Raw genomic sequence first — 18,491 nt, forward strand, 5'->3', positions numbered from 1 at the left:
TCAGCGCATGACCGGCAGGCTGGTGGTGGACTTGATCTCCGACAGGGCAACGATCGAGTTCACCTCCTGGATACCCGGCACCATGGACAGCTTCTCGAAGAAGAAGCGTTCATAGGCTTCGATATCCGCGGTCACGATACGCAGCAGAAAGTCCACCGCGCCCATCAGCACATAGCACTCCAGCACTTCCGGAAAACCGCGGATCGCCTCGGTGAATTCGGTGAAGTTGGAGCGCCCGTGAGCGTTGAGCTTGATCTCGGCGAAGATCTGCGTGTTGAGGCCGATCTTCTTGCGGTCCAGCAGGGTCACCTGGCCGCGGATCACCCCCTCCTCCTTCATCCGCTGGATCCGTCGCCAGCATGGCGACTGGGACAACCCCACCTGCTCGGCGATCTGCGCACTGGAAAGCGAGGCGTCCTCTTGCAGCAGCGCGAGGATGCGGCGGTCATAGGCGTCCAGGTCGCTATGCATAATAAATATCCATAAATATTAAAAATTGAATTGAACAATTCATATTCAAGCAAACAAACCCAATCTTAGATAAGAAATACCCGAAACCGAATGTAAAAATTTCTCCACTGACCTGGAGACCGCCATGCCCCCTTTCGAGCCAGCCCCCCGCACCGATGCCTGGAACCTCAACAATGCTCACTGTCGCGTGCACTACCGGATAGTGGCCGACGCCGAGGCCGATGTGCTGTGCCGCATCCTCAACCACTTCGCCCTGCAGTTCCTGGTGCCGCAGCGGGTGTCGATGCAGCAGCAGGACGCCACGCTGTATATGGAGGTGGAACTCGACGACCTGAGCTGGCATCGGGCCCAGGTGATCGGCGCAAAGCTGCGCAACCTGATCAGTGTCTGTGACGTGGAGCTGGAGCTGGCGGAACCTTCGCGCCTGCAGGCCGCGGGTTGATCCCGGCAAAACCCTGCAACCCTTGGCAAGCATTCCCTTGAGGCCCCGGGGACTATTCTTGGCTGTTCGTGGTCAGAGACCCACATCTGGACAACAGCCCCAAGGAATCGCCCATGAGCGCCGCGCACCTTCCCCAGGACCGCTGGCTGGACCTCAGCGAACTGCTGCGTGAATTGCTGGCCCAGGGCCGCATCAGCCAGGATGCCGCCGAACAGGCCATGAGCGTCCGGCATCAGGCAGCCGGTAACCTGCTGCATCCCCTGGAAGTGATCGCCGGCCAGCAATTGCCCGACCTGCAGCATCCCGGCGCACATCTGGACCTGGACAGCCTCACGGCCTGGCTGGCCCGGCAAGCCGGCCAGCCTTACCTGCGTATCGACCCCCTGCGCATCGACGTGGCCAGCATCACGCCGCTGATGTCCTTCGCCTTCGCCCAGCGGCACAAGATCCTTGCCGTGGCCGTGGATGGGCAGAGCGTTACCGTGGCCAGCGCCCAACCTTACGTCAGGGCCTGGGAAACAGACCTGGCCCATGTTCTCAAGCGCACGGTGCGACGGGTGGTGGCCAGCCCGCTGGACATCCAGCGCCTGACACTGGAGTTCTATCGCCTGGCCAAGTCGGTCAGCGGCGCCAGCAGCGAACAGAAAGCCAGTGGCCTGGGCAACTTCGAGCAACTACTGAAACTGGGGGCCAGCGACCAGGAGCCGGATGCCGACGATGCGCACATCGTCAATATCGTCGACTGGCTGTTCCAGTACGCCTTTCAGCAAAGGGCCAGCGACATCCATATCGAACCCCGCCGCGAGCACGGCACCCTGCGCTTTCGCATCGATGGCGTATTGCACAACGTCTACCAGTTCCCGCCCCAGGTCACCCTGGCCATCGTCAGCCGCCTCAAGAGCCTGGGGCGCATGAACGTCGCGGAAAAGCGCAAGCCCCAGGATGGCAGGGTCAAGACGCGCACCCCCGACGGCAGTGAAATCGAGTTGCGGCTCTCGACCCTGCCCACGGCGTTCGGTGAAAAGCTGGTGATGCGCATCTTCGATCCCCAGGTCCTGCTCAAGGATTTCGACCAGTTGGGCTTTGGTAGCGATGACCTGAGCCGCTGGCAAGCCATGACCGCCCAGGCCCACGGCATCATCCTGGTCACCGGGCCCACCGGCTCGGGCAAGACCAGCACCCTCTACACCACCCTGAAGAAGCTCGCGACCCCCGAGGTCAACCTGTGCACCATCGAGGACCCGATCGAGATGATCGAACCGGCGTTCAACCAGATGCAGGTCCAGCACAATATCGACCTGAGTTTTTCCAGCGGCGTACGTGCACTGATGCGCCAGGACCCCGACATCATCATGATCGGTGAGATCCGTGACCTTGAGACTGCGGAAATGGCCATCCAGGCCGCACTTACCGGGCACCTGGTGCTGTCTACCCTGCACACCAACGACGCCCCCGGCGCCATCAGCCGACTGCTGGAACTGGGCGTGCCCCATTACCTGATCAAGGCCACCCTGATCGGGGTCATGGCCCAGCGCCTGCTGCGCACCCTCTGCCCGTACTGCAAGGTTCCCGCCGAGCTGACGGCGGATGACTGGGAAAGCCTGACCGGAACCCGGCACCTGCCACCCGCTGCCGGCGGCCAGCGCGCGGTGGGCTGCGCCGAATGCCGGGGTACCGGTTACCACGGGCGCACCGGGGTCTACGAAATCATGCCCTTGGGCTCCCCCCTCAAGGCCCTGATCCATCGCGACCTGGATCTTGCCCGCCTGCACCACCAGGCCTGTGCGGACGGCATGCGCAGCCTGCGCCTGGCTGCCGCGCACAAGGTTGCCCAAGGCCTGACCAGCCTTGAGGAAGTGCTACGGGTCACGCCCGGCAACCAGCCCCCATAGCGGCACAGGAGGCGAACCCCAGGCGCTGGACTACGCTTGAGTCACCGCCGAGATAAGCAGGGAGCCCGGTATGAACATTCGTCAAAACATGCTCGCCACCGGGGTTGTCAGCCTCCTGGCCATTGCCCTGGTGGCCGGGCTGGGTTTATGGGGCCAGTCACGCCTGGCGCGGGCACTGGTGGACAACGAGCTCAACGCCAGCGCCCTGCGCAACCACCTGGAGGCCGACATGATGCACGACGCCCTGCGGGCCGATGTGCTGGAGGCCCTGAGCAGCCAGCCCGGCGATGCCGCCGCTGGCGAAGAGGTCCGCAATAGCCTGCGCGAACACGGCGACTGGTTCCGCAAGGCCCTGGCGGAAAACGCCAAGTTGCCCCTGGCACCGGAAATCCGCAACGCCATCACCGAGCTGCAGCCGGTGCTGGAAAACTACATTCATGCCGCCGAGAACATCGCCGGGCAGGCCCTCAAGGACCCACAGGCCGCGCGCCTGCAAATGCCGGAGTTCTCCCAGCGCTTCAGCGAAGTGGAGAGCCGCAACGCCGCCCTCAGCAGCCAGATCGAAGCCAGCACCGCCCAAACCCGCGAACTCAGTGAAAGTGCGGTCCGCCAGGCCGCCTGGTGGCTGATCGGCGGCAGCCTGCTGGCCGCCCTGGCACTGGCCCTGTTGACCCGGCAGCTGCTCACCCGGGTGCTCAAACCCCTGGAAAAATCCGTGGCCACGGCCCGGGCCATTGCCCAGGGCAACCTGACCACGCCCATCAGCGTCGACAGGCATGACGAGGCCGGCCAACTGCAACAGGCCCTTGGAGAAATGCAAGACAACCTGCGGCAGATGATCACCACCATCCGCCATGAAAGCGAAGAGTTGCGCGGCCGCTCCCACAGCCTCAGCGACACGTCGCTGAGCATTGCCGACGGCGCCAGCGAGCAGGCCGACGGCGCCACCAACATGGCCGCCGCCATGGAGCAGATGATCAGCAATATCGCCCAGGTGGCCGAACACGCGCGCAATGCCCAGGGCATTGCCGCCCAGTCCGAATCCCTGGCCGGTAGCGGCGGCCAGGTAATCCTCGGGGTCGTGGACGGCATGAGCCATATTGCCGAGGCGGTAAACCAGTCTTCCCGCAGCATCACCGCCCTGGGCCAGTCCTCGGAAGAAATCCACTCGATCATCCAGGTGATCAACGGCATCGCCGAGCAGACCAACCTGCTGGCCCTGAACGCCGCCATCGAAGCCGCCCGGGCCGGGGAAGCCGGCCGGGGGTTCGCCGTGGTGGCTGACGAAGTGCGCAATCTGGCAGCCCGCACCGCACAGTCCACCCGGGAAATCACCGGCATGATCGAACGCATCCGGGAAACCACCGAACAAGCCGTGAACAGCATGCAAACCGGGGTCAGCCGGGTCAACGACGGGGTCCAGATGGCCCAGCAAGCGGGCACCTCGATCAATGAGATCCGCCAGGGCGCCCAGCGCTCGGCGGTGATGGTGGAGGAGATTTCCCTCACCATCGGCGAGCAGTCCAAGGCCAGTAGCGAAGTGGCGCAACGGGTGGAGATGATCAGCCTGGTAGCCCGGCGCAACAGCCAGGCCATGCGTGAGCTGACCCAGACCGTGGAGCAGATGGAAAACTCCGTGGCCACCTTGCAGACCTCGGTCACCCGCTTCCAACTGTGAGGCCACGGGCGCGCCGGTGATGTGTGTCCTGATGATGCAAGGGCCACGGTATCTCTGCGCACGACCGGGCGCCGCCGTACACTCGCCCCCCTGTGCCCCTTGATTACATCTGAGCAGGAGAATGTTATGCAGATCGGAAGCGTGTTGTTACTTTTCGTAGGCCTCGCCGTGGCCATCGTCTTCATGGGTTTCAAGGTCGTGCCCCAGGGCTACCAATGGACCGTGGAACGCTTCGGCCGCTACACCAACACCCTGAAGCCGGGGCTGAACATCATCATTCCGGTGATGGATCGCATCGGGCGCAAGATCAACGTGATGGAAAGCGTGCTGGATATCCCACCGCAGGAAGTCATCACCGCCGACAACGCCACGGTGCAGATCGACGCCGTGTGTTTCTTCCAGGTGGTCAACACCGCCCAGGCCGCCTATGAGGTCAACAACCTCGAGCACGCCATCCGCAACCTGCTGCAAACCAATATCCGTACGGTGCTCGGTTCCATGGAACTGGACGCCATGCTCAGCCAACGTGACGGCATCAACGAGAAACTCCTGCGAACCGTCGATGAGGCCACCGCTCCCTGGGGGATCAAGATCACCCGGATCGAAATCAAGGACATCAGCCCACCCGCCGACCTGATGGCGGCCATGTCCGGGCAGATGAAGGCCGAGCGGGTCAAGCGTGCGCAGATCCTCGAAGCCGAAGGCCTGCGGGCCGCCGCCATCCTTACCGCAGAAGGCAAGAAGCAGGCACAGATTCTTGAAGCCGAGGGCGAACGCCAGGCGGCATTCCTCGAATCCGAAGCCCGGGAGCGCCAGGCCGAAGCCGAGGCCCGGGCGACCCAAGTGGTGTCCGAGGCGATTGCTACCGGCAACGTCCAGGCGATCAACTACTTCGTCGCGCAGAAATACATCGATGCCCTGGGCAAACTGGCGTCGGCCAACAACAGCAAGGTGATCCTGATGCCCCTGGAGGCCAGCCAGGTCATCGGCGCCGTGGGCGGCATCGGCGAGATCGTCAAGGCCACGTTCGACAGCAAGAAGGTCTGAGGCAGGCTTCATGTTGGCATTTGTGCAAGCTCTATCGTTCTGGGACTGGCTGGCCCTTGGCACCATCCTGCTGATCTTCGAAGTATTCGGGGCCGGCGGCTACCTGCTGTGGATCGGCCTCGCAGCCGCCACAGTCGGGGTCCTGACCTTTCTCATTCCCGGCCTTTCATGGGAGGTGCAGTTCCTCCTGTTCGGCCTGCTGTCGGTGCTCACCGCACTGTATTGGTGGCGCCGCCAGCGCAGTGTGGTACGCCCCAGCGATCAGCCGAACCTCAACCTGCGGGGCCAGGAGCTGATCGGCAAGACCTTTGTGGTGCACCAGGCGATTGTCGACGGCCGCGGGCGGATCAAGGTGGCCGACGGCGTGTGGATCGCCAAGGGGGCCGACGCCCCCGTGGGCGCCCGAGTACGGGTGGTGGGCCAGGAAGGCGCAATTCTGTTGGTCGAAAAGCTTGACTGATGAGTCACGGAACTCCGCGGGGTTATCTAGAATCAAACGATGCAGATACCCCCTTTCGGAGTCACCCATCATGCGTCTGAAAATTGCTGTCGCCACCCTTGCCCTGCTGTCTCTTCCCGTTGGTTCGGCAATGGCCGACACCTTCTGGCGTAACGTCATTTCCTCCGGGGCCACCACCGGCTCCACCTACCTGACCTTCAAGGACCACAAGTTGATCGTCGCCGCCCAGGATGACGCCGGCAGCTTCGTTGCCAGCGACGGCAGCATTCGCGGCCCCTACCTGGAAGCCGCCATGCAGAAAGTCCGCGCCGACAACCCCGGCCTCAAGGCCACCGACATGGAACTGGCCAACGCCATCCTGGCGAAGAACGCTGTCGCTCAGGAGTAACCGTCGCCCCAGGGATGGCCGACAGCAAACGCCGACCCCAGGGTCGGCGTTTTTGTGTGCCCGATCAGCCGGCTAGACCCCAGGTGTGCGGGACACTGCAGCCAGGCCGGCCAGGGCATAACTCATCATGTGCTCGATCAACGCCGGTGGATCCAGCTCCAGGCCGGGCAACACATTGCGCGCCAGCGGCTGATGGGCGATCAGCAGGAACAGGCAGGGCGCAAAAACGCTGACGGCGCTGCGCAGGGTAACCGGGTCCTCAGGCGATAGATCCATGATCTGGCCGAGGATGGTGCGCACGATCTTCGCCTTGGGAAACGCCTGCTCCTCCAGGATCGCCGGCAGCACCGCGGAGGGTGACAACAGTTCGCGGGTCAGGACTTTCAGCGCCCAGCCCTCACGCTGGTTGCCCAGCCCCTCGATGAGCACGGTGATGATCGCCCGCAGCTTGTCCTCGGGGCTGCCCTGGCTTTCACTCAGGCTGATCATGGTCTCGATCCGCACCAGGCGGTCATGGGCCTCGCGCAGCACCGCCCGATACAAGCCGTCCTTGTTCTCGAAGTGGTAGTTGACCGAGGCGTTGTTGGCCCTGGAGTTCTCGCAGATCTGCTTGCTGGTGGTGTTGGCGTACCCCAGCTCAGCAAAAAGCTGGCCGGCCGTTTCCAGGATCTGTTGGCGGGTGGCCTGGCCATCCTGACGCGGCGCACGGGCCGCAGTTGGCTGCGGGGAAGCGGAAACGGCCATAGACGCTCTCACTAAGTTAAATTCAAATTTGACTTTTGTTTATGGACTGCTTAGCTACAAAGCGCCAGTTTCTCGTTCAATTCCGTTAAGGGTTGCAGCGAAATGGCGGCTATTTGTCAATTCACGCCAAAGGATATCAGCATGGAAGCGCGCAACATGACTCCCTTCACCTACTTCTCACTGCCCATGCAGAAGCTGTTCCTACGCAACCAGGCGGCGGTCCGGAACAAGCCCTATGCCAAGTATTTCCGGTCGGAAATGCGCGTGCCGCTGTCCGCAGTCCGCAAGATTCAACAAGGCCCCATGGCCCTGGAAGACACCCTGACCCCGAGCATCGAGGACATCAATCGCCTGCTCGAACCGGACTTCGTAAGCGAGGAATCCGGTTACGCCCTGCTACCGGGCCCGATGGCCTACGTGCAAAGCCGCAAGTTCTTCCCCGGCTGCACCGCGCAGATGTTCAAGTGGTGGTTCATCTGGCACCCCGCGGAATCGGAGCGCTACACCCTGTGGTTCCCCTATGCCCATGTCAGCAATCCATGCGTGCACCACCAGCGCCTGTGCGATGAGTCCCTGAGTTTTGAGGAACGGCTGTATGGCAACACCTTCTGCGCATCGGAATATGTCGGCGATCGCCTGATGCACCTGCATATCGACTTCCAGGAGCCGGCCAGCCTGGGCCTGAACACTGATCTGTATCGCGAAGCGAAAATCGACGGCAGTGTCAGCGCCCTGATGAGCCTGGCGGATCATCCTGAGGTGCCGGTGTCGTTGATGGTGCATCTGTTCAAGGAAGTACCGGACGGCATGTACCTGACCAGCCGTTACTGGGTCGGGGCGCACCCGTCGATGGCCCGCTTTCCCGGGGCACAAAAGGCTGCATCGCTGCTGAAGGAAAATGGCTTTGGCGAGGCCGAACTGGAGACCCTGGCCTACGAGTTCGCGGTGCACGACATGTGCGAGTTCAATCATCTGGCCAGCTTCCTGCCGGACCTGTATCGAGAATTCAGCACTCCCGCGGCCTGAAACAACAGCCATTAAGCCCGAGGAACTCCAGGGCTTAATGGCTCGAAAGGATCAACGTTGCGTACCAGCACAAACACCGTTGATCAGCAGAGAAGTGAACTCCTCGATGTCCTGTTCCACCGTCAGTTGCTCAGTCAACAGCCGATACCAGCAAAAGCCGAAGATCATATCCAGCAGCAATTCACGGTTGGTGTCCTTGGGCAGCTCGCCGTTGCTGATGGCATTTTCCACCAGTTTTTTCGGCAATTCCCTTCTGCGCTCCATGAACTGATCCTTGAGCTGGGTCAAGGTTGCGGGATCCAGTTGCGCTTCTGCGATCACACAGCGAAAGGCCTCGCCGCAAATAGTCTCCCTCCAGACTTTCCAGAGATTTCGCAGCAAAAAGTCGAGATCTGCCTTGAACGAGCCGAGATCAGGAAACTTTCTGACTTGTTCGCTCTCGTTTTCATAAACCTCGGCGATCAACGCCGCCTTGTTCGTCCACCAGCGATAGATAGTTGGCTTGCTGGCCCCCGCCCGGCGGGCGACGGACTCGATACTGAGCCCGGAATAGCCGCATTCCTTAAGGATTTCGATGGTGGAAGTGAGAATGGCTTTATGAGTATGGGGACTTCGCAAAGAGCCGATGGAGCTGCGAGAGGGGGTACGAGCCACAATAAAAAATCTCCAGGCAGGGCGCTTGACAAACGCAACGCAGGGTATAGGATTCCCTCGAATCGAAATGAAACGGTCCGTTTCGTTTCATTCTTGAAAGAATCATGAATTTCTTACACCGATCTATCTAGTTTTTAAAATATCGCGTAAGGGTTGAGCAGCTCAGGCCTTGTAACTTGGAGTTCCTCGAATTCGAGGCTTCGGCCCTTTTCCCTTAAGAGACTAGATCGCCTTAAATTATTACTAAACGAAACGTTCCGTATCATAGCACAGTGAGGTGAATAAAAACAGCTTTCGAGTGGGTTTTCCCCTATTTGGAGTCTGCTGTTAAACCGCTCTGGCCTGCAGGTTTCATCAGGTGTGGCCAGGAGAAAGGCAGCAAAACTGTTTTCCGTATGTTTCAAGGGTGCTTCTGAGCAGGCACGACCCAGTTTTCTGAAAAGAATGGAATCAAGAGGAAAATGAACGTGAAAAAGATAGGTATTGTCAGCTATGGCGCGGGTATTCCGGTATGCCGCCTGAAAGTCCAGGAAGTGATCAACGTCTGGAAGAACACCGACCTCAAGCTGGTGGAGGAAAACCTCGGCGTCACGGAAAGAGCCGTGCTGCAACCGGATGAAGATGTCATCACCCTCGGGGTGCTGGCGGCGCAACGGGCCCTGGATAAAGTCCCCGGTCATCAGATCGAAGCCCTGTACCTGGGCACCTGCACCAACCCCTATGATTCACGGGCCTCGGCTTCGATCATCCTGGAAATGCTCGGCAGCGGCTACGACGCCTATTGCGCCGACGTGCAGTTCGCCGGCAAATCCGGAACTTCTGCCCTGCAGATCTGCCAGGCGCTGGTGGCTTCCGGCATGACGGGAAGTGCCCTGGCCATCGGCGCCGACACCATCAACCGCAACACCGCGCCGGGCGACCTGACTGAATCCTATGCCGGGGCCGGAGCCGCTGCGCTGCTGATCGGTAGCCAGAATGTCATCGCCGAATTCGACGCCAGCTTCTCCTGCGCCGCGGATGTCGCCGACAACATCCGCCCCCAGGGCGATCGCTACATTCGTTCGGGCATGGGCCTGGGCTCGGACAAGAACAGCATCGGCCTGGAAGACCAGACCCGCCGCGCCGCCGAAGGCCTGATGGCCAAGCTGCACACCAGCCCCGCCGACTATGACTATGTGGTGTTCCAGCAAAACCTGGTGTCCACACCCTACTCCCTGGGCAAGCACTTGGGCTTCAACCCCAAGCAGGTGGAGCCGGCCATCTATGCCGGCAGCGTTGGCGATGCCGGATCGGCCAGCCCGCTGCTCGGCCTGATCAACGTGCTGGACCAGGCACGCCCGGGGCAGAAAATTCTTCTGGTGTCCTACGGTTTCGGCGCCGGCAGTGACGCCATCGCCCTGACCGTCACCGACGCCATCGAGCAGTACCAGAAGCACAACAAGCCTCTGCGCGAACTGCTGGAATCCAAGATCTACGTCGACTACGGCACGTCCATCAAGTACGAGTTCAAGTACCTGCGGGCTGACTACGCCCTGACCGCCTATCTCTGATTACGCCTGTCTACGCAAGGAGCATGCACATGTGCGCACGTCGTGTTGCAATCGTTTCGGCCGCCTATACGCCGAAACCCGGAAGTTCACGAGTTCGGCAGACGTTCAAGGAAATGATCGTCGAGTCCGCCTACAAGGCTCTCAAGGACGCCAAGATGCACCCCCGGGAAATCCAGGCCGTGGCCTATGGTTATCACGGTGAAGGCATTTCCGAGTATGGCGGCCTGGGCCCGACCATTTCCGACGCCCTGGGCATCAGCCCGGCGCCGACCTTCATGAGCACCGCCAACTGCACCAGCAGCTCGGTGTCGTTCCAGATGGGCCACCAGATGGTGGCGTCCGGGGAGTACGACATCGTCCTGTGCGGCGGCTTCGAGAAGATGACCGATCACTTCAACTACGCCGAATACATCGGCTCCAGCACTGAATGTGAATACGATTATTTCCTCGGCATTTCCCACACCGATGCCTTCGCCCTGGCCACCGCCGAGTACTTCCAGAAGTTCGGCTATGCCGGTCGCGAGGCCGACGTACTGGCCACCTTCGGCCGGCAGATGCGCATCTACGCACAGAACACCCCCACCGCCACCCGTTATGGCCAGCCGATTCCATCCCTGGAAGCGTTGAAGAACAGCGAAGCCTGCGGCTCGATGCTGGCCTGGGGCGAAGCCAGTGGCTGCGCGATCCTGGTGGCCGAACACCTGGCCCACAAGTACACCGATAAACCGGTGTTCGTACGCGGGTGCGCCTATACCGGGGTCTCCCACTATTTCGGTACGCGCTTTCACAACCCGACCCTGCATCATCCGGGCCTGCCCAAGGATGTGGGCATGGCGGTTTCGGCCAACTCCATCGCCTGTGCGGAGATCGCCTACAAAAAAGCCGGGATCACCGCCAAGGACATCGACGTGGCCCAGGTCTACGACCTGCTCGGCGCCGGGCTGATCCAGATGGAATCCATGGGCATCTGTGGCAAGGGCCAGGCCGGCGACTTCGTGCTCGAAGGCGGCATCGCCCTGGATGGCCAGCTGCCGCTCAATACCGACGGCGGCAACATCGGCCGCGGCCATGCCTCCGGCTGCGACGGCATCCTGCACATCACCGAGCTGTTCCGGCAGCTGAGGGGTGAATCCGACAACCAGGTCAAGGGCGCGCGCATCGGCGTGTCGCAGAACCTTGGCGGTTACGCGGCGCACAACTCAGTGATTGTCCTCTCGAACGACTAAGGAGCCCGGACCATGTCCATGTACCCAGAACAGATCCACAGAATGACCACCGCCAGCATGCTTCGCGAATGGCGCGAGCATGGCGGCAAGTACCGCCTCGAAGGCAGTCAGTGCGAAGAATGCAACGAAATCTTCTTCCCCCGACGCACCGTCTGCGGCGCTTGCAACTCCCTGAGTGTGAAGCCGTATCGCTGCGCGCGCAGTGGCAAGATCGAGGTCATGGCCCCGGCCGAGAACCCGATCCTGGCCGCCATGGGCTATGGCGAAACCGTGCCGCGCGTCATGGCCATGGTGCGCCTGGACGACGGCCTGGTGATCGCTTCGGAAATCGTCGATGTGTGCGATCAGCAACAGCTGAAAGTCGGTGCGCCGGTGCGCATGGTGATCCGCAAGCATGTGCGCGAAAGCAACCTGGCCTGGCAATACGCTTATAAGTTCGTACTCGATATATAAGTTGTTATTCAAGGTGCCTTTATATAAGGCACCTTGAAGTTAGCCATTAAAATAAAATCCAACTTAAAAGTTACATCAACGGCAACTTCACGCCTCGAAGTTGCCTTAAGGCCCTGATTTCCTTTAGGGCCTACAGATTCCTGTGCCTATAACGGGGACTATCCCCACCCCTTAACTTGTTGGCTTACTTAAAGCCAAGGACCCATCATGTCTACACTTTGCCTTCCACACGTTATGTTTCCGCAACACAAGATCACCCAGCAACAGATGGTCGATCACCTGGAAAACCTGCACGCCGACCATCCACGCATGGCCCTGGCCAAGCGCATGATCGCCAACACCGAAGTCAACGAGCGCCACCTGGTGTTGCCGATCGATGAACTGGCAGTGCACACCGGTTTCACCCACCGCAGCATTGTCTACGAGCGTGAAGCCCGGCAGATGTCGTCGGCCGCGGCGCGCCAGGCCATCGAGAATGCCGGGCTGCAGATCAGCGACATTCGCATGGTGATCGTCACTTCCTGCACCGGCTTCATGATGCCGTCGCTGACTGCGCACTTGATCAACGACCTGGCCCTGCCGACCTCCACCGTGCAGTTGCCGATCGCCCAGCTGGGCTGCGTGGCCGGTGCCGCGGCCATCAACCGCGCCAACGACTTCGCCCGGCTCGATGCCCGCAACCACGTACTGATCGTGTCCCTGGAGTTCTCCTCGCTGTGCTATCAGCCGGACGACACCAAGCTGCACGCCTTCATCTCCGCCGCGCTGTTCGGCGATGCGGTATCAGCCTGCGTGCTGCGCGCCGATGACCAGGCCGGCGGCTTCAAGATCAAGAAGACCGAGTCGTACTTCCTGCCCAAGAGCGAGCACTACATCAAGTACGACGTGAAGGACACCGGCTTTCACTTCACTCTCGACAAGGCGGTGATGAACTCCATCAAGGACGTGGCACCGGTCATGGAGCGGCTCAACTACGAGAGCTTCGAACAGAACTGTGCACACAACGACTTCTTCATCTTCCACACCGGTGGTCGCAAGATCCTCGACGAGCTGGTGATGCACCTGGACCTGGCATCCAACCGGGTCTCGCAATCGCGCAGCAGCCTGTCGGAAGCCGGCAACATTGCCAGCGTGGTGGTGTTCGACGTGCTCAAGCGGCAGTTCGATTCCAACCTCAATCGCGGCGACATCGGCCTGCTGGCAGCCTTCGGCCCGGGGTTCACCGCGGAAATGGCGGTGGGCGAGTGGACCGCCTGATGTGACTGCCTGTGCCTGTCCCACCTGACGTTGCCGGGCTGCATGGCAACGTCAGGTTGCCTCCCACGGCGCTTGCGTCGGGTTCATGGTTTCACAAGGAAGCTGAGCGATGAACACTGGAATACCAACCACGGCTGCCAACAGCCGTTACGAAAGATCCATGGTGCTGTTGCTGTCACTGAGTTTCGGGCTGGTGGGGCTGGATCGCTTCATCATCCTGCCGTTGTTTCCGGTGATCATGCACGACCTGCAACTGGACTATCAGGACCTGGGCTACCTGTCCGCCGCGCTGGCCTTCACCTGGGGGCTGTCCGCCCTGGGCATGGGCAGCGTGATCGAGCGCCTGGGCACCCGCCGCGTGCTGGTGACCTCGATTGCCGTGCTTTCGCTGCTGTCCGGTTTTTCCGCGCTGGCCACCGGCGTGCTGGGGCTGGTGATTCTGCGCGGGCTGATGGGCATCTGCGAGGGTGCCTTCACCCCCACCAGCATCATTGTCACCAATGAAGTCTCGCGCCCCGACCGGCGCGGGCTGAACCTGGGTATCCAGCAGGCGCTGTTCCCGATTCTCGGCCTGTGCCTGGGGCCGCTGATCGCCGCTTACCTCCTGCAAATCACTGGCTCGTGGCGCGCGGTGTTCGCCATCATTTCCCTGCCGGGCCTGCTGCTGGCCGGCTACCTGTGGAAAATCTACCGACCGCTGCCGGCGCCCCAGGCCGACCGCACCGCAGGCACCTGGCTGGCGGCCTTCAAGAGCGGCAACGTGAGCCTGAACATCCTGATCATGTTCTGCATCCTCACCTGCCAGTTCGTGCTGTGCGCCATGCTGCCCAGCTACCTGACCGACCATATGCACCTGGAAACCCTGTCCATGGCCTTCGTCATCTCGGCCATCGGCCTGGGCGGCTTCATCGGCCAATTGATCATCCCCGGCATGTCCGACCGTCTCGGGCGCAAGCCGGTGGTGTCGGTGTGCTTCATGACCAGCAGCACCCTGGTGGGCCTGCTGATCGTCAGCCCCCCACTTCCCTGGCTGCTGTTCCTGTTGCTGTTCCTGCTGTCGTTCTTCAACTTCAGCCTGATCTGCATGACGGTCGGCCCGCTGACCAGCGAATCGGTCACCCCGGCCCTGCTGCCGGCGGCGACCGGAATCGTGGTGGGGTTCGGCGAGATCCTGGGTGGCGGGTTGTCACCGGCCGTGGCCGGGTTCGCCGCCAGCCATTTCGGCCTGCCATCGATCCTGTACGTGGCCCTGAGCGGCAGCCTGGCCGGCTTGCTGCTGTCATTCCTGCTCAAGGAACAGGCCCTCGAACCGCGCCGTTCGCGCATGCGCGAAGCGCTGCCCATCCTCCCCGCCCCCTTGCCCCTGAAGGACTAGAGAATCATGGACGATTACCTGCTGTTGCTGGATGTCTGCCACAAGGACCAGCGCGCCATCGGGCTGTTCGACTTTCACAATGGCCGCAGCGTGCGGGCCTATTCCGAACACGGCGGGCTGTACGAGACCCTGCTGTTCTGCAGCCGTCGCCATCTGGGCTGGAGCGAACACCTGCGCAGCCTCGCGCCCCACCCGCAATTGCCCGCGGACGGCCCCCAACAGGGCCCGTTGCGCCCACCGCTCAAGCCTCGGGACAACCTGCTGGTGCAGGTCAGCGAAGTCACCCTGAACACCCCGCACACCCGCCAGGGCTGGTTCTACAAGGGCAATGGCAGCCTGCTGAAGACCGACGGCGAGCCGCTGATGATTCCGTACCACGCCCAGAGCATTTCCAGCCAGCCCGGGGTGGTGTGCGTGTACCTGGTGGACCCCTTCGGCCAGTTGCGCTTTGTCGGCTTCAGCCTCGGCCACGACATTCACGACCCTTTGCTGAGCCATCAGGACGCCAGTTCCTGCGCGCAATCGCGACTGCGTCAGTGCGCCATCGCCCCGGCGCTGATCCTCGGCGAACTGCAGAGCAGCCTGTCACTCAATGTCCGGGTCGAACGCCAGGGCGCGCCGTTGCCGCAGCGCAGCTATCGCCTCGACCTGCAGAACTGGTGGGCTATTCGCAAATACTCCCAGGCCTTCCTCGAACAGCACGAACAGTTCCTGCAACCGGGCATGGTCCACTATGTGTTCCACAGCGCCAGCCGGCGCGAGAGCGACCTGCAGTTGCAGCACGGTGACTGGCTGGACCTGGACTGCCCGGAGCTGGAACTGGGCCTGAGCAACCAGGTGATCGAGGAAGAGTTGCTGCACCTCTATCCCCTGGAAACCCAACCAGCCCGTGCCAGCACCCATGGTAACCAGCCGGTGCGGACGCGCCACCACTACTGAGGCCCGTTCAGCGGTAGTCCGCCAGCGGCACGCAGGCGCAGAACAGGTTGCGGTCGCCATAGACGTTGTCCACCCGGTTCACCGCCGGCCAGTACTTGTGGGCCCGGGTATGGGCGGTGGGCAGCACCGCCTGTTCGATACTGTAGGAGCGCTCCCAGACTCCGGTGATATCCGCCAGGGTATGGGGAGCGCCCTTGAGCGGGTTGTCCTCGGCCGGCCAGTTGCCCTCCTGCACCTGGGCGATCTCGGCGCGGATGCTCAGCATGGCTTCGATAAAACGGTCGAGCTCGGCCTTGGATTCGCTTTCCGTGGGTTCCACCATCAGGGTGCCCGGCACCGGGAAGGACATGGTCGGGGCATGGAAGCCGTAGTCCATCAAGCGCTTGGCCACGTCTTCCTCGCTGATCCCGGTCTGGGCCTTGAGCGGGCGCAGATCGAGGATGCATTCGTGGGCCACCCGGCCGTTGCGGCCGCTGTAGAGCACCGGGAAGGCACCGCTCAATTGCTCGGCCAGATAGTTGGCCGCAAGGATCGCCACCTCGCTGGCATCCGCCAGCTGCGGCCCCATCAGGGCGATGTACATCCAGCTGATGGGCAGGATGCTCGCACTGCCCCAGGGCGCGGCGCTGACGGCGCCGTTCTCCGGTAACGGTCCGTCGATGGGCACCACCGGGTGGTTGGCGACAAACGGCGCCAGGTGCGCGCGCACGCCAATCGGGCCCATGCCCGGGCCACCGCCGCCATGGGGAATGCAGAAGGTCTTGTGCAGGTTCATGTGCGAGACATCGGCGCCAATGTCCGCCGGCCGCGCCAGGCCTACCTGGGCGTTGAGGTTGGCGCCGTCCATGTACACCTGGCCTCCGTGGCTGTGGATAACTTCGCAGATCTGGCTGATGCCCTCTTCGTACACGCCGTGGGTCGAAGGGTAGGTAGCCATCAGGCACGACAGGCGCTCGCCGGCCGCCTGGGCCTTGGCCTTCAAGTCTTCCAGGTCGACGTTGCCGGCCTCGTCGCACTCGACGATCACCACCTGCATCCCGGCCATCTGCGCCGAGGCCGGGTTGGTGCCGTGGGCCGACGCCGGGATCAGGCAGACATGCCTACCGCCTTGCCGGCGGCTCTCGTGGTAGCGACGAATCGCCAGCAGCCCGGCGTACTCGCCCTGGGCCCCGGAGTTGGGCTGCATGCAGATGGCGTCGAAACCAGTGATGGCGCACAGCCAACGCTCCAGCTCCGCGATCAGCAGGCCATAGCCGGCAGCCTGCTCCCGGGGCGCGAAGGGATGCAGGTTGGCGAATTCCGGCCAGGTGATGGGGATCATCTCGCTGCTGGCATTGAGCTTCATGGTGCAGGAGCCCAGGGGAATCATCGACTGGTTGAGCGCCAGGTCCTTGTTCTCCAGCTGCTTGAGGTAGCGCAACATTTCGGTTTCGCTGTGATGGGCACTGAACACCGGGTGGGTCAGGTAGCGCGTGCGTCGCAGCAGCGGGTCGGGAATCCCCGACTCCAGCGCCTCGGCGTCCAGGCTGCTGACCTCCAGCCCGTGGTCGGCACCCAGGAACACGTCGAACAAACGGGCCACGGTGCTTTCGTCACAGGTTTCATCCAGGCTCAGCCCCAGCCGGCCACGGCCGAGAATCCGCAGGTTGATCTGCTGCGCCCTGGCGCTTTCGATGATCGCCGTCTGGCTGCCGCCGACCTCCAGGGTCAGGGTGTCAAAGAAGTGCCGATTGACCCTGGCAATGCCGTGGCGCTCCAGGCCGACCGCGAGGATGCAGGTCAGCCGGTGTACCCGCTGGGCAATGCGCTTGAGCCCGGCCGGGCCGTGATAGACGGCGTAGAAACCAGCAATATTGGCCAGCAGCACCTGGGCGGTGCAGATGTTCGAGTTGGCCTTCTCGCGGCGAATATGCTGCTCGCGAGTCTGCAAGGCCATGCGCAGGGCCACCTGGCCACGGGCATCCTTGGACACGCCAATGATGCGTCCGGGCATCGCCCGCTTGTACTCGTCGCGGCAGGCGAAAAACGCCGCATGGGGGCCGCCGTAACCCATGGGCACGCCGAAGCGCTGGGACGAACCGAGCACCACGTCGGCCCCCAGTTCGCCCGGCGGGGTCAGCAACAACAGGCTGAGCAGGTCGGCCGCGACACAAGCCAGGGCCTGCTGGGCGTGCAATTGGTCGATCAGCGGCCGCAGGTCGCGGATCTCGCCATGGGTGTCCGGGTACTGCAACAACGCGCCGAACACCTGGTGCCCGGACAGTTCGTCAACCCCACCGACCACCAGTTCGAAACCGAAGCCTTCGGCCCGGGTGCGGACCACGGAAATGGTTTGCGGGTGGCAGTGTTCATCGACAAAGAACAGGTTGCTCGAAGACTTGCTCACGCGCTTGGCCAGGGCCATGGCTTCGGCGGCGGCGGTGGCTTCGTCCAGCAACGAGGCGTTGGCCAGGTCCAGGCCGGTGAGGTCGATGGTCATCTGCTGGAAATTCAACAAGGCTTCGAGCCGGCCTTGGGCGATTTCCGGCTGGTAGGGGGTATAGGCGGTGTACCAGCCGGGGTTCTCCAGCACGTTGCGCAGGATCACCGTCGGCGTCAGGGTGCCGTGATAGCCCATGCCGATCAGGCTGGTCCAGACCTGGTTCTGCCCGGCATACCCCTTGAGCCTGGCCAGGGCGGCCGCTTCGTCCAGGGCCGGCGGCAGGTCCAGTGCACGATTGAAGCGGATACCCGGTGGCACCGTCTGCTCGATCAGTTCGGCCCGGCTGCCCAGCCCGAGGCTGGCGAGCATCGCTTGCTGCTCCTCGGCGTCGGGCCCCAGGTGCCGGTTGAGAAAAGCGTTGGGCTCGCGTAACTGGCTCAAAGATAGCAACTGGGACATGACCGGCT

17 protein-coding genes are annotated in these 18,491 nt (G+C 62.3%); 13 read left to right on the plus strand and 4 right to left on the minus strand.

The window, feature by feature from the left end; genetic code table 11:
- Positions 1-471: an Lrp/AsnC family transcriptional regulator gene (locus ABCR88_RS31425; RefSeq protein ID WP_011064117.1), complete on the minus strand. Its 471-nt coding sequence runs from the start codon at positions 469-471 to the stop codon at positions 1-3.
- A gap of 124 nt (positions 472-595) precedes the next feature.
- Here ABCR88_RS31425 and ABCR88_RS31430 point away from each other — a divergent pair, with 124 nt between their 5' ends.
- The 6 genes from ABCR88_RS31430 (at position 596) to ABCR88_RS31455 (ending at position 6,378) form a co-directional block, all read left to right on the plus strand.
- On the plus strand, positions 596-913 hold the full coding sequence (locus ABCR88_RS31430) for a hypothetical protein (RefSeq protein ID WP_041120325.1): 318 nt from the start codon (positions 596-598) through the stop codon (positions 911-913).
- 113 nt (positions 914-1,026) lie between these two features.
- The gene (locus ABCR88_RS31435) at positions 1,027-2,805 is read left to right on the plus strand and encodes a GspE/PulE family protein (RefSeq protein ID WP_053154431.1); all 1,779 of its coding nucleotides are present in this window, start codon (positions 1,027-1,029) and stop codon (positions 2,803-2,805) included.
- Between the two features lie 70 nt (positions 2,806-2,875).
- The gene (locus ABCR88_RS31440; protein WP_011064120.1) at positions 2,876-4,483 is read left to right on the plus strand and encodes a methyl-accepting chemotaxis protein; all 1,608 of its coding nucleotides are present in this window, start codon (positions 2,876-2,878) and stop codon (positions 4,481-4,483) included.
- 126 nt (positions 4,484-4,609) lie between these two features.
- Positions 4,610-5,530, plus strand: coding sequence for an SPFH domain-containing protein (locus ABCR88_RS31445; RefSeq protein WP_011064121.1), 921 nt, complete (start codon positions 4,610-4,612; stop codon positions 5,528-5,530).
- A 10-nt stretch (positions 5,531-5,540) separates the two neighbouring features.
- Positions 5,541-5,990 carry an NfeD family protein gene (locus ABCR88_RS31450; protein WP_041120327.1) on the plus strand — a complete coding sequence of 150 codons (450 nt, stop codon included), beginning with the start codon at positions 5,541-5,543 and terminating at the stop codon, positions 5,988-5,990.
- Between the two features lie 70 nt (positions 5,991-6,060).
- Positions 6,061-6,378 (plus strand): DUF2388 domain-containing protein, encoded by a 318-nt coding sequence (locus ABCR88_RS31455; RefSeq protein ID WP_011064123.1) that lies wholly within the window; start codon positions 6,061-6,063, stop codon positions 6,376-6,378.
- Between the two features lie 72 nt (positions 6,379-6,450).
- Here ABCR88_RS31455 and ABCR88_RS31460 read toward each other — a convergent pair whose 3' ends face one another.
- Complete coding sequence (locus ABCR88_RS31460) at positions 6,451-7,122, minus strand: TetR/AcrR family transcriptional regulator (protein WP_041120329.1); 672 nt, start codon at positions 7,120-7,122, stop codon at positions 6,451-6,453.
- 141 nt (positions 7,123-7,263) lie between these two features.
- Here ABCR88_RS31460 and ABCR88_RS31465 point away from each other — a divergent pair, with 141 nt between their 5' ends.
- Positions 7,264-8,148, plus strand: coding sequence for a 2,4-diacetylphloroglucinol hydrolase (locus ABCR88_RS31465; RefSeq protein ID WP_325985341.1), 885 nt, complete (start codon positions 7,264-7,266; stop codon positions 8,146-8,148).
- 51 nt (positions 8,149-8,199) lie between these two features.
- Here ABCR88_RS31465 and ABCR88_RS31470 read toward each other — a convergent pair whose 3' ends face one another.
- Positions 8,200-8,802: a TetR/AcrR family transcriptional regulator gene (locus ABCR88_RS31470; RefSeq protein ID WP_041120332.1), complete on the minus strand. Its 603-nt coding sequence runs from the start codon at positions 8,800-8,802 to the stop codon at positions 8,200-8,202.
- A gap of 461 nt (positions 8,803-9,263) precedes the next feature.
- Here ABCR88_RS31470 and ABCR88_RS31475 point away from each other — a divergent pair, with 461 nt between their 5' ends.
- The 6 genes from ABCR88_RS31475 (at position 9,264) to ABCR88_RS31500 (ending at position 15,602) form a co-directional block, all read left to right on the plus strand.
- Positions 9,264-10,352: a hydroxymethylglutaryl-CoA synthase gene (locus ABCR88_RS31475; RefSeq protein ID WP_350403845.1), complete on the plus strand. Its 1,089-nt coding sequence runs from the start codon at positions 9,264-9,266 to the stop codon at positions 10,350-10,352.
- Between the two features lie 29 nt (positions 10,353-10,381).
- Positions 10,382-11,578 (plus strand): thiolase family protein, encoded by a 1,197-nt coding sequence (locus ABCR88_RS31480; RefSeq protein WP_047338090.1) that lies wholly within the window; start codon positions 10,382-10,384, stop codon positions 11,576-11,578.
- 12 nt (positions 11,579-11,590) lie between these two features.
- The gene (locus ABCR88_RS31485) at positions 11,591-12,031 is read left to right on the plus strand and encodes an OB-fold domain-containing protein (RefSeq protein ID WP_350403846.1); all 441 of its coding nucleotides are present in this window, start codon (positions 11,591-11,593) and stop codon (positions 12,029-12,031) included.
- Between the two features lie 207 nt (positions 12,032-12,238).
- Positions 12,239-13,288, plus strand: coding sequence for a type III polyketide synthase (locus ABCR88_RS31490; protein ID WP_011064130.1), 1,050 nt, complete (start codon positions 12,239-12,241; stop codon positions 13,286-13,288).
- A gap of 109 nt (positions 13,289-13,397) precedes the next feature.
- Complete coding sequence (locus ABCR88_RS31495; RefSeq protein ID WP_232643703.1) at positions 13,398-14,663, plus strand: MFS transporter; 1,266 nt, start codon at positions 13,398-13,400, stop codon at positions 14,661-14,663.
- Between the two features lie 6 nt (positions 14,664-14,669).
- Entirely contained in the window at positions 14,670-15,602 is a 933-nt protein-coding gene (locus ABCR88_RS31500; protein WP_350403847.1) for a fumarylacetoacetate hydrolase, read from the plus strand.
- 7 nt (positions 15,603-15,609) lie between these two features.
- Here the strand turns inward: ABCR88_RS31500 and gcvP are convergent, their stop codons facing one another.
- Positions 15,610-18,483: an aminomethyl-transferring glycine dehydrogenase gene (gene gcvP / locus ABCR88_RS31505; RefSeq protein ID WP_041120340.1), complete on the minus strand. Its 2,874-nt coding sequence runs from the start codon at positions 18,481-18,483 to the stop codon at positions 15,610-15,612.
- Between the last annotated feature and the right edge of the window lie 8 nt (positions 18,484-18,491).

The organism is Pseudomonas sp. W17, from assembly GCF_040268305.1.
In the GTDB taxonomy this organism is placed as follows: domain Bacteria; phylum Pseudomonadota; class Gammaproteobacteria; order Pseudomonadales; family Pseudomonadaceae; genus Aquipseudomonas; species Aquipseudomonas protegens.

Bases quoted from the DNA above. Each gene is read 5' to 3' on its own strand.
- ABCR88_RS31455 (WP_011064123.1), top strand. From the start codon at position 6,061: ATGCGTCTGAAAATTGCTGTCGCCACCCTTGCCCTGCTGTCTCTTCCC.
- ABCR88_RS31485 (WP_350403846.1), top strand. From the start codon at position 11,591: ATGTCCATGTACCCAGAACAGATCCACAGAATGACCACCGCCAGCATG.
- ABCR88_RS31435 (WP_053154431.1), top strand. From the start codon at position 1,027: ATGAGCGCCGCGCACCTTCCCCAGGACCGCTGGCTGGACCTCAGCGAA.
- ABCR88_RS31460 (WP_041120329.1), bottom strand. From the start codon at position 7,122: ATGGCCGTTTCCGCTTCCCCGCAGCCAACTGCGGCCCGTGCGCCGCGT.
- ABCR88_RS31495 (WP_232643703.1), top strand. From the start codon at position 13,398: ATGAACACTGGAATACCAACCACGGCTGCCAACAGCCGTTACGAAAGA.
- ABCR88_RS31475 (WP_350403845.1), top strand. From the start codon at position 9,264: ATGAACGTGAAAAAGATAGGTATTGTCAGCTATGGCGCGGGTATTCCG.
- ABCR88_RS31480 (WP_047338090.1), top strand. From the start codon at position 10,382: ATGTGCGCACGTCGTGTTGCAATCGTTTCGGCCGCCTATACGCCGAAA.
- gcvP (WP_041120340.1), bottom strand. From the start codon at position 18,483: ATGTCCCAGTTGCTATCTTTGAGCCAGTTACGCGAGCCCAACGCTTTT.
- ABCR88_RS31425 (WP_011064117.1), bottom strand. From the start codon at position 471: ATGCATAGCGACCTGGACGCCTATGACCGCCGCATCCTCGCGCTGCTG.
- ABCR88_RS31430 (WP_041120325.1), top strand. From the start codon at position 596: ATGCCCCCTTTCGAGCCAGCCCCCCGCACCGATGCCTGGAACCTCAAC.
- ABCR88_RS31445 (WP_011064121.1), top strand. From the start codon at position 4,610: ATGCAGATCGGAAGCGTGTTGTTACTTTTCGTAGGCCTCGCCGTGGCC.
- ABCR88_RS31490 (WP_011064130.1), top strand. From the start codon at position 12,239: ATGTCTACACTTTGCCTTCCACACGTTATGTTTCCGCAACACAAGATC.
- ABCR88_RS31465 (WP_325985341.1), top strand. From the start codon at position 7,264: ATGGAAGCGCGCAACATGACTCCCTTCACCTACTTCTCACTGCCCATG.
- ABCR88_RS31450 (WP_041120327.1), top strand. From the start codon at position 5,541: ATGTTGGCATTTGTGCAAGCTCTATCGTTCTGGGACTGGCTGGCCCTT.
- ABCR88_RS31500 (WP_350403847.1), top strand. From the start codon at position 14,670: ATGGACGATTACCTGCTGTTGCTGGATGTCTGCCACAAGGACCAGCGC.
- ABCR88_RS31440 (WP_011064120.1), top strand. From the start codon at position 2,876: ATGAACATTCGTCAAAACATGCTCGCCACCGGGGTTGTCAGCCTCCTG.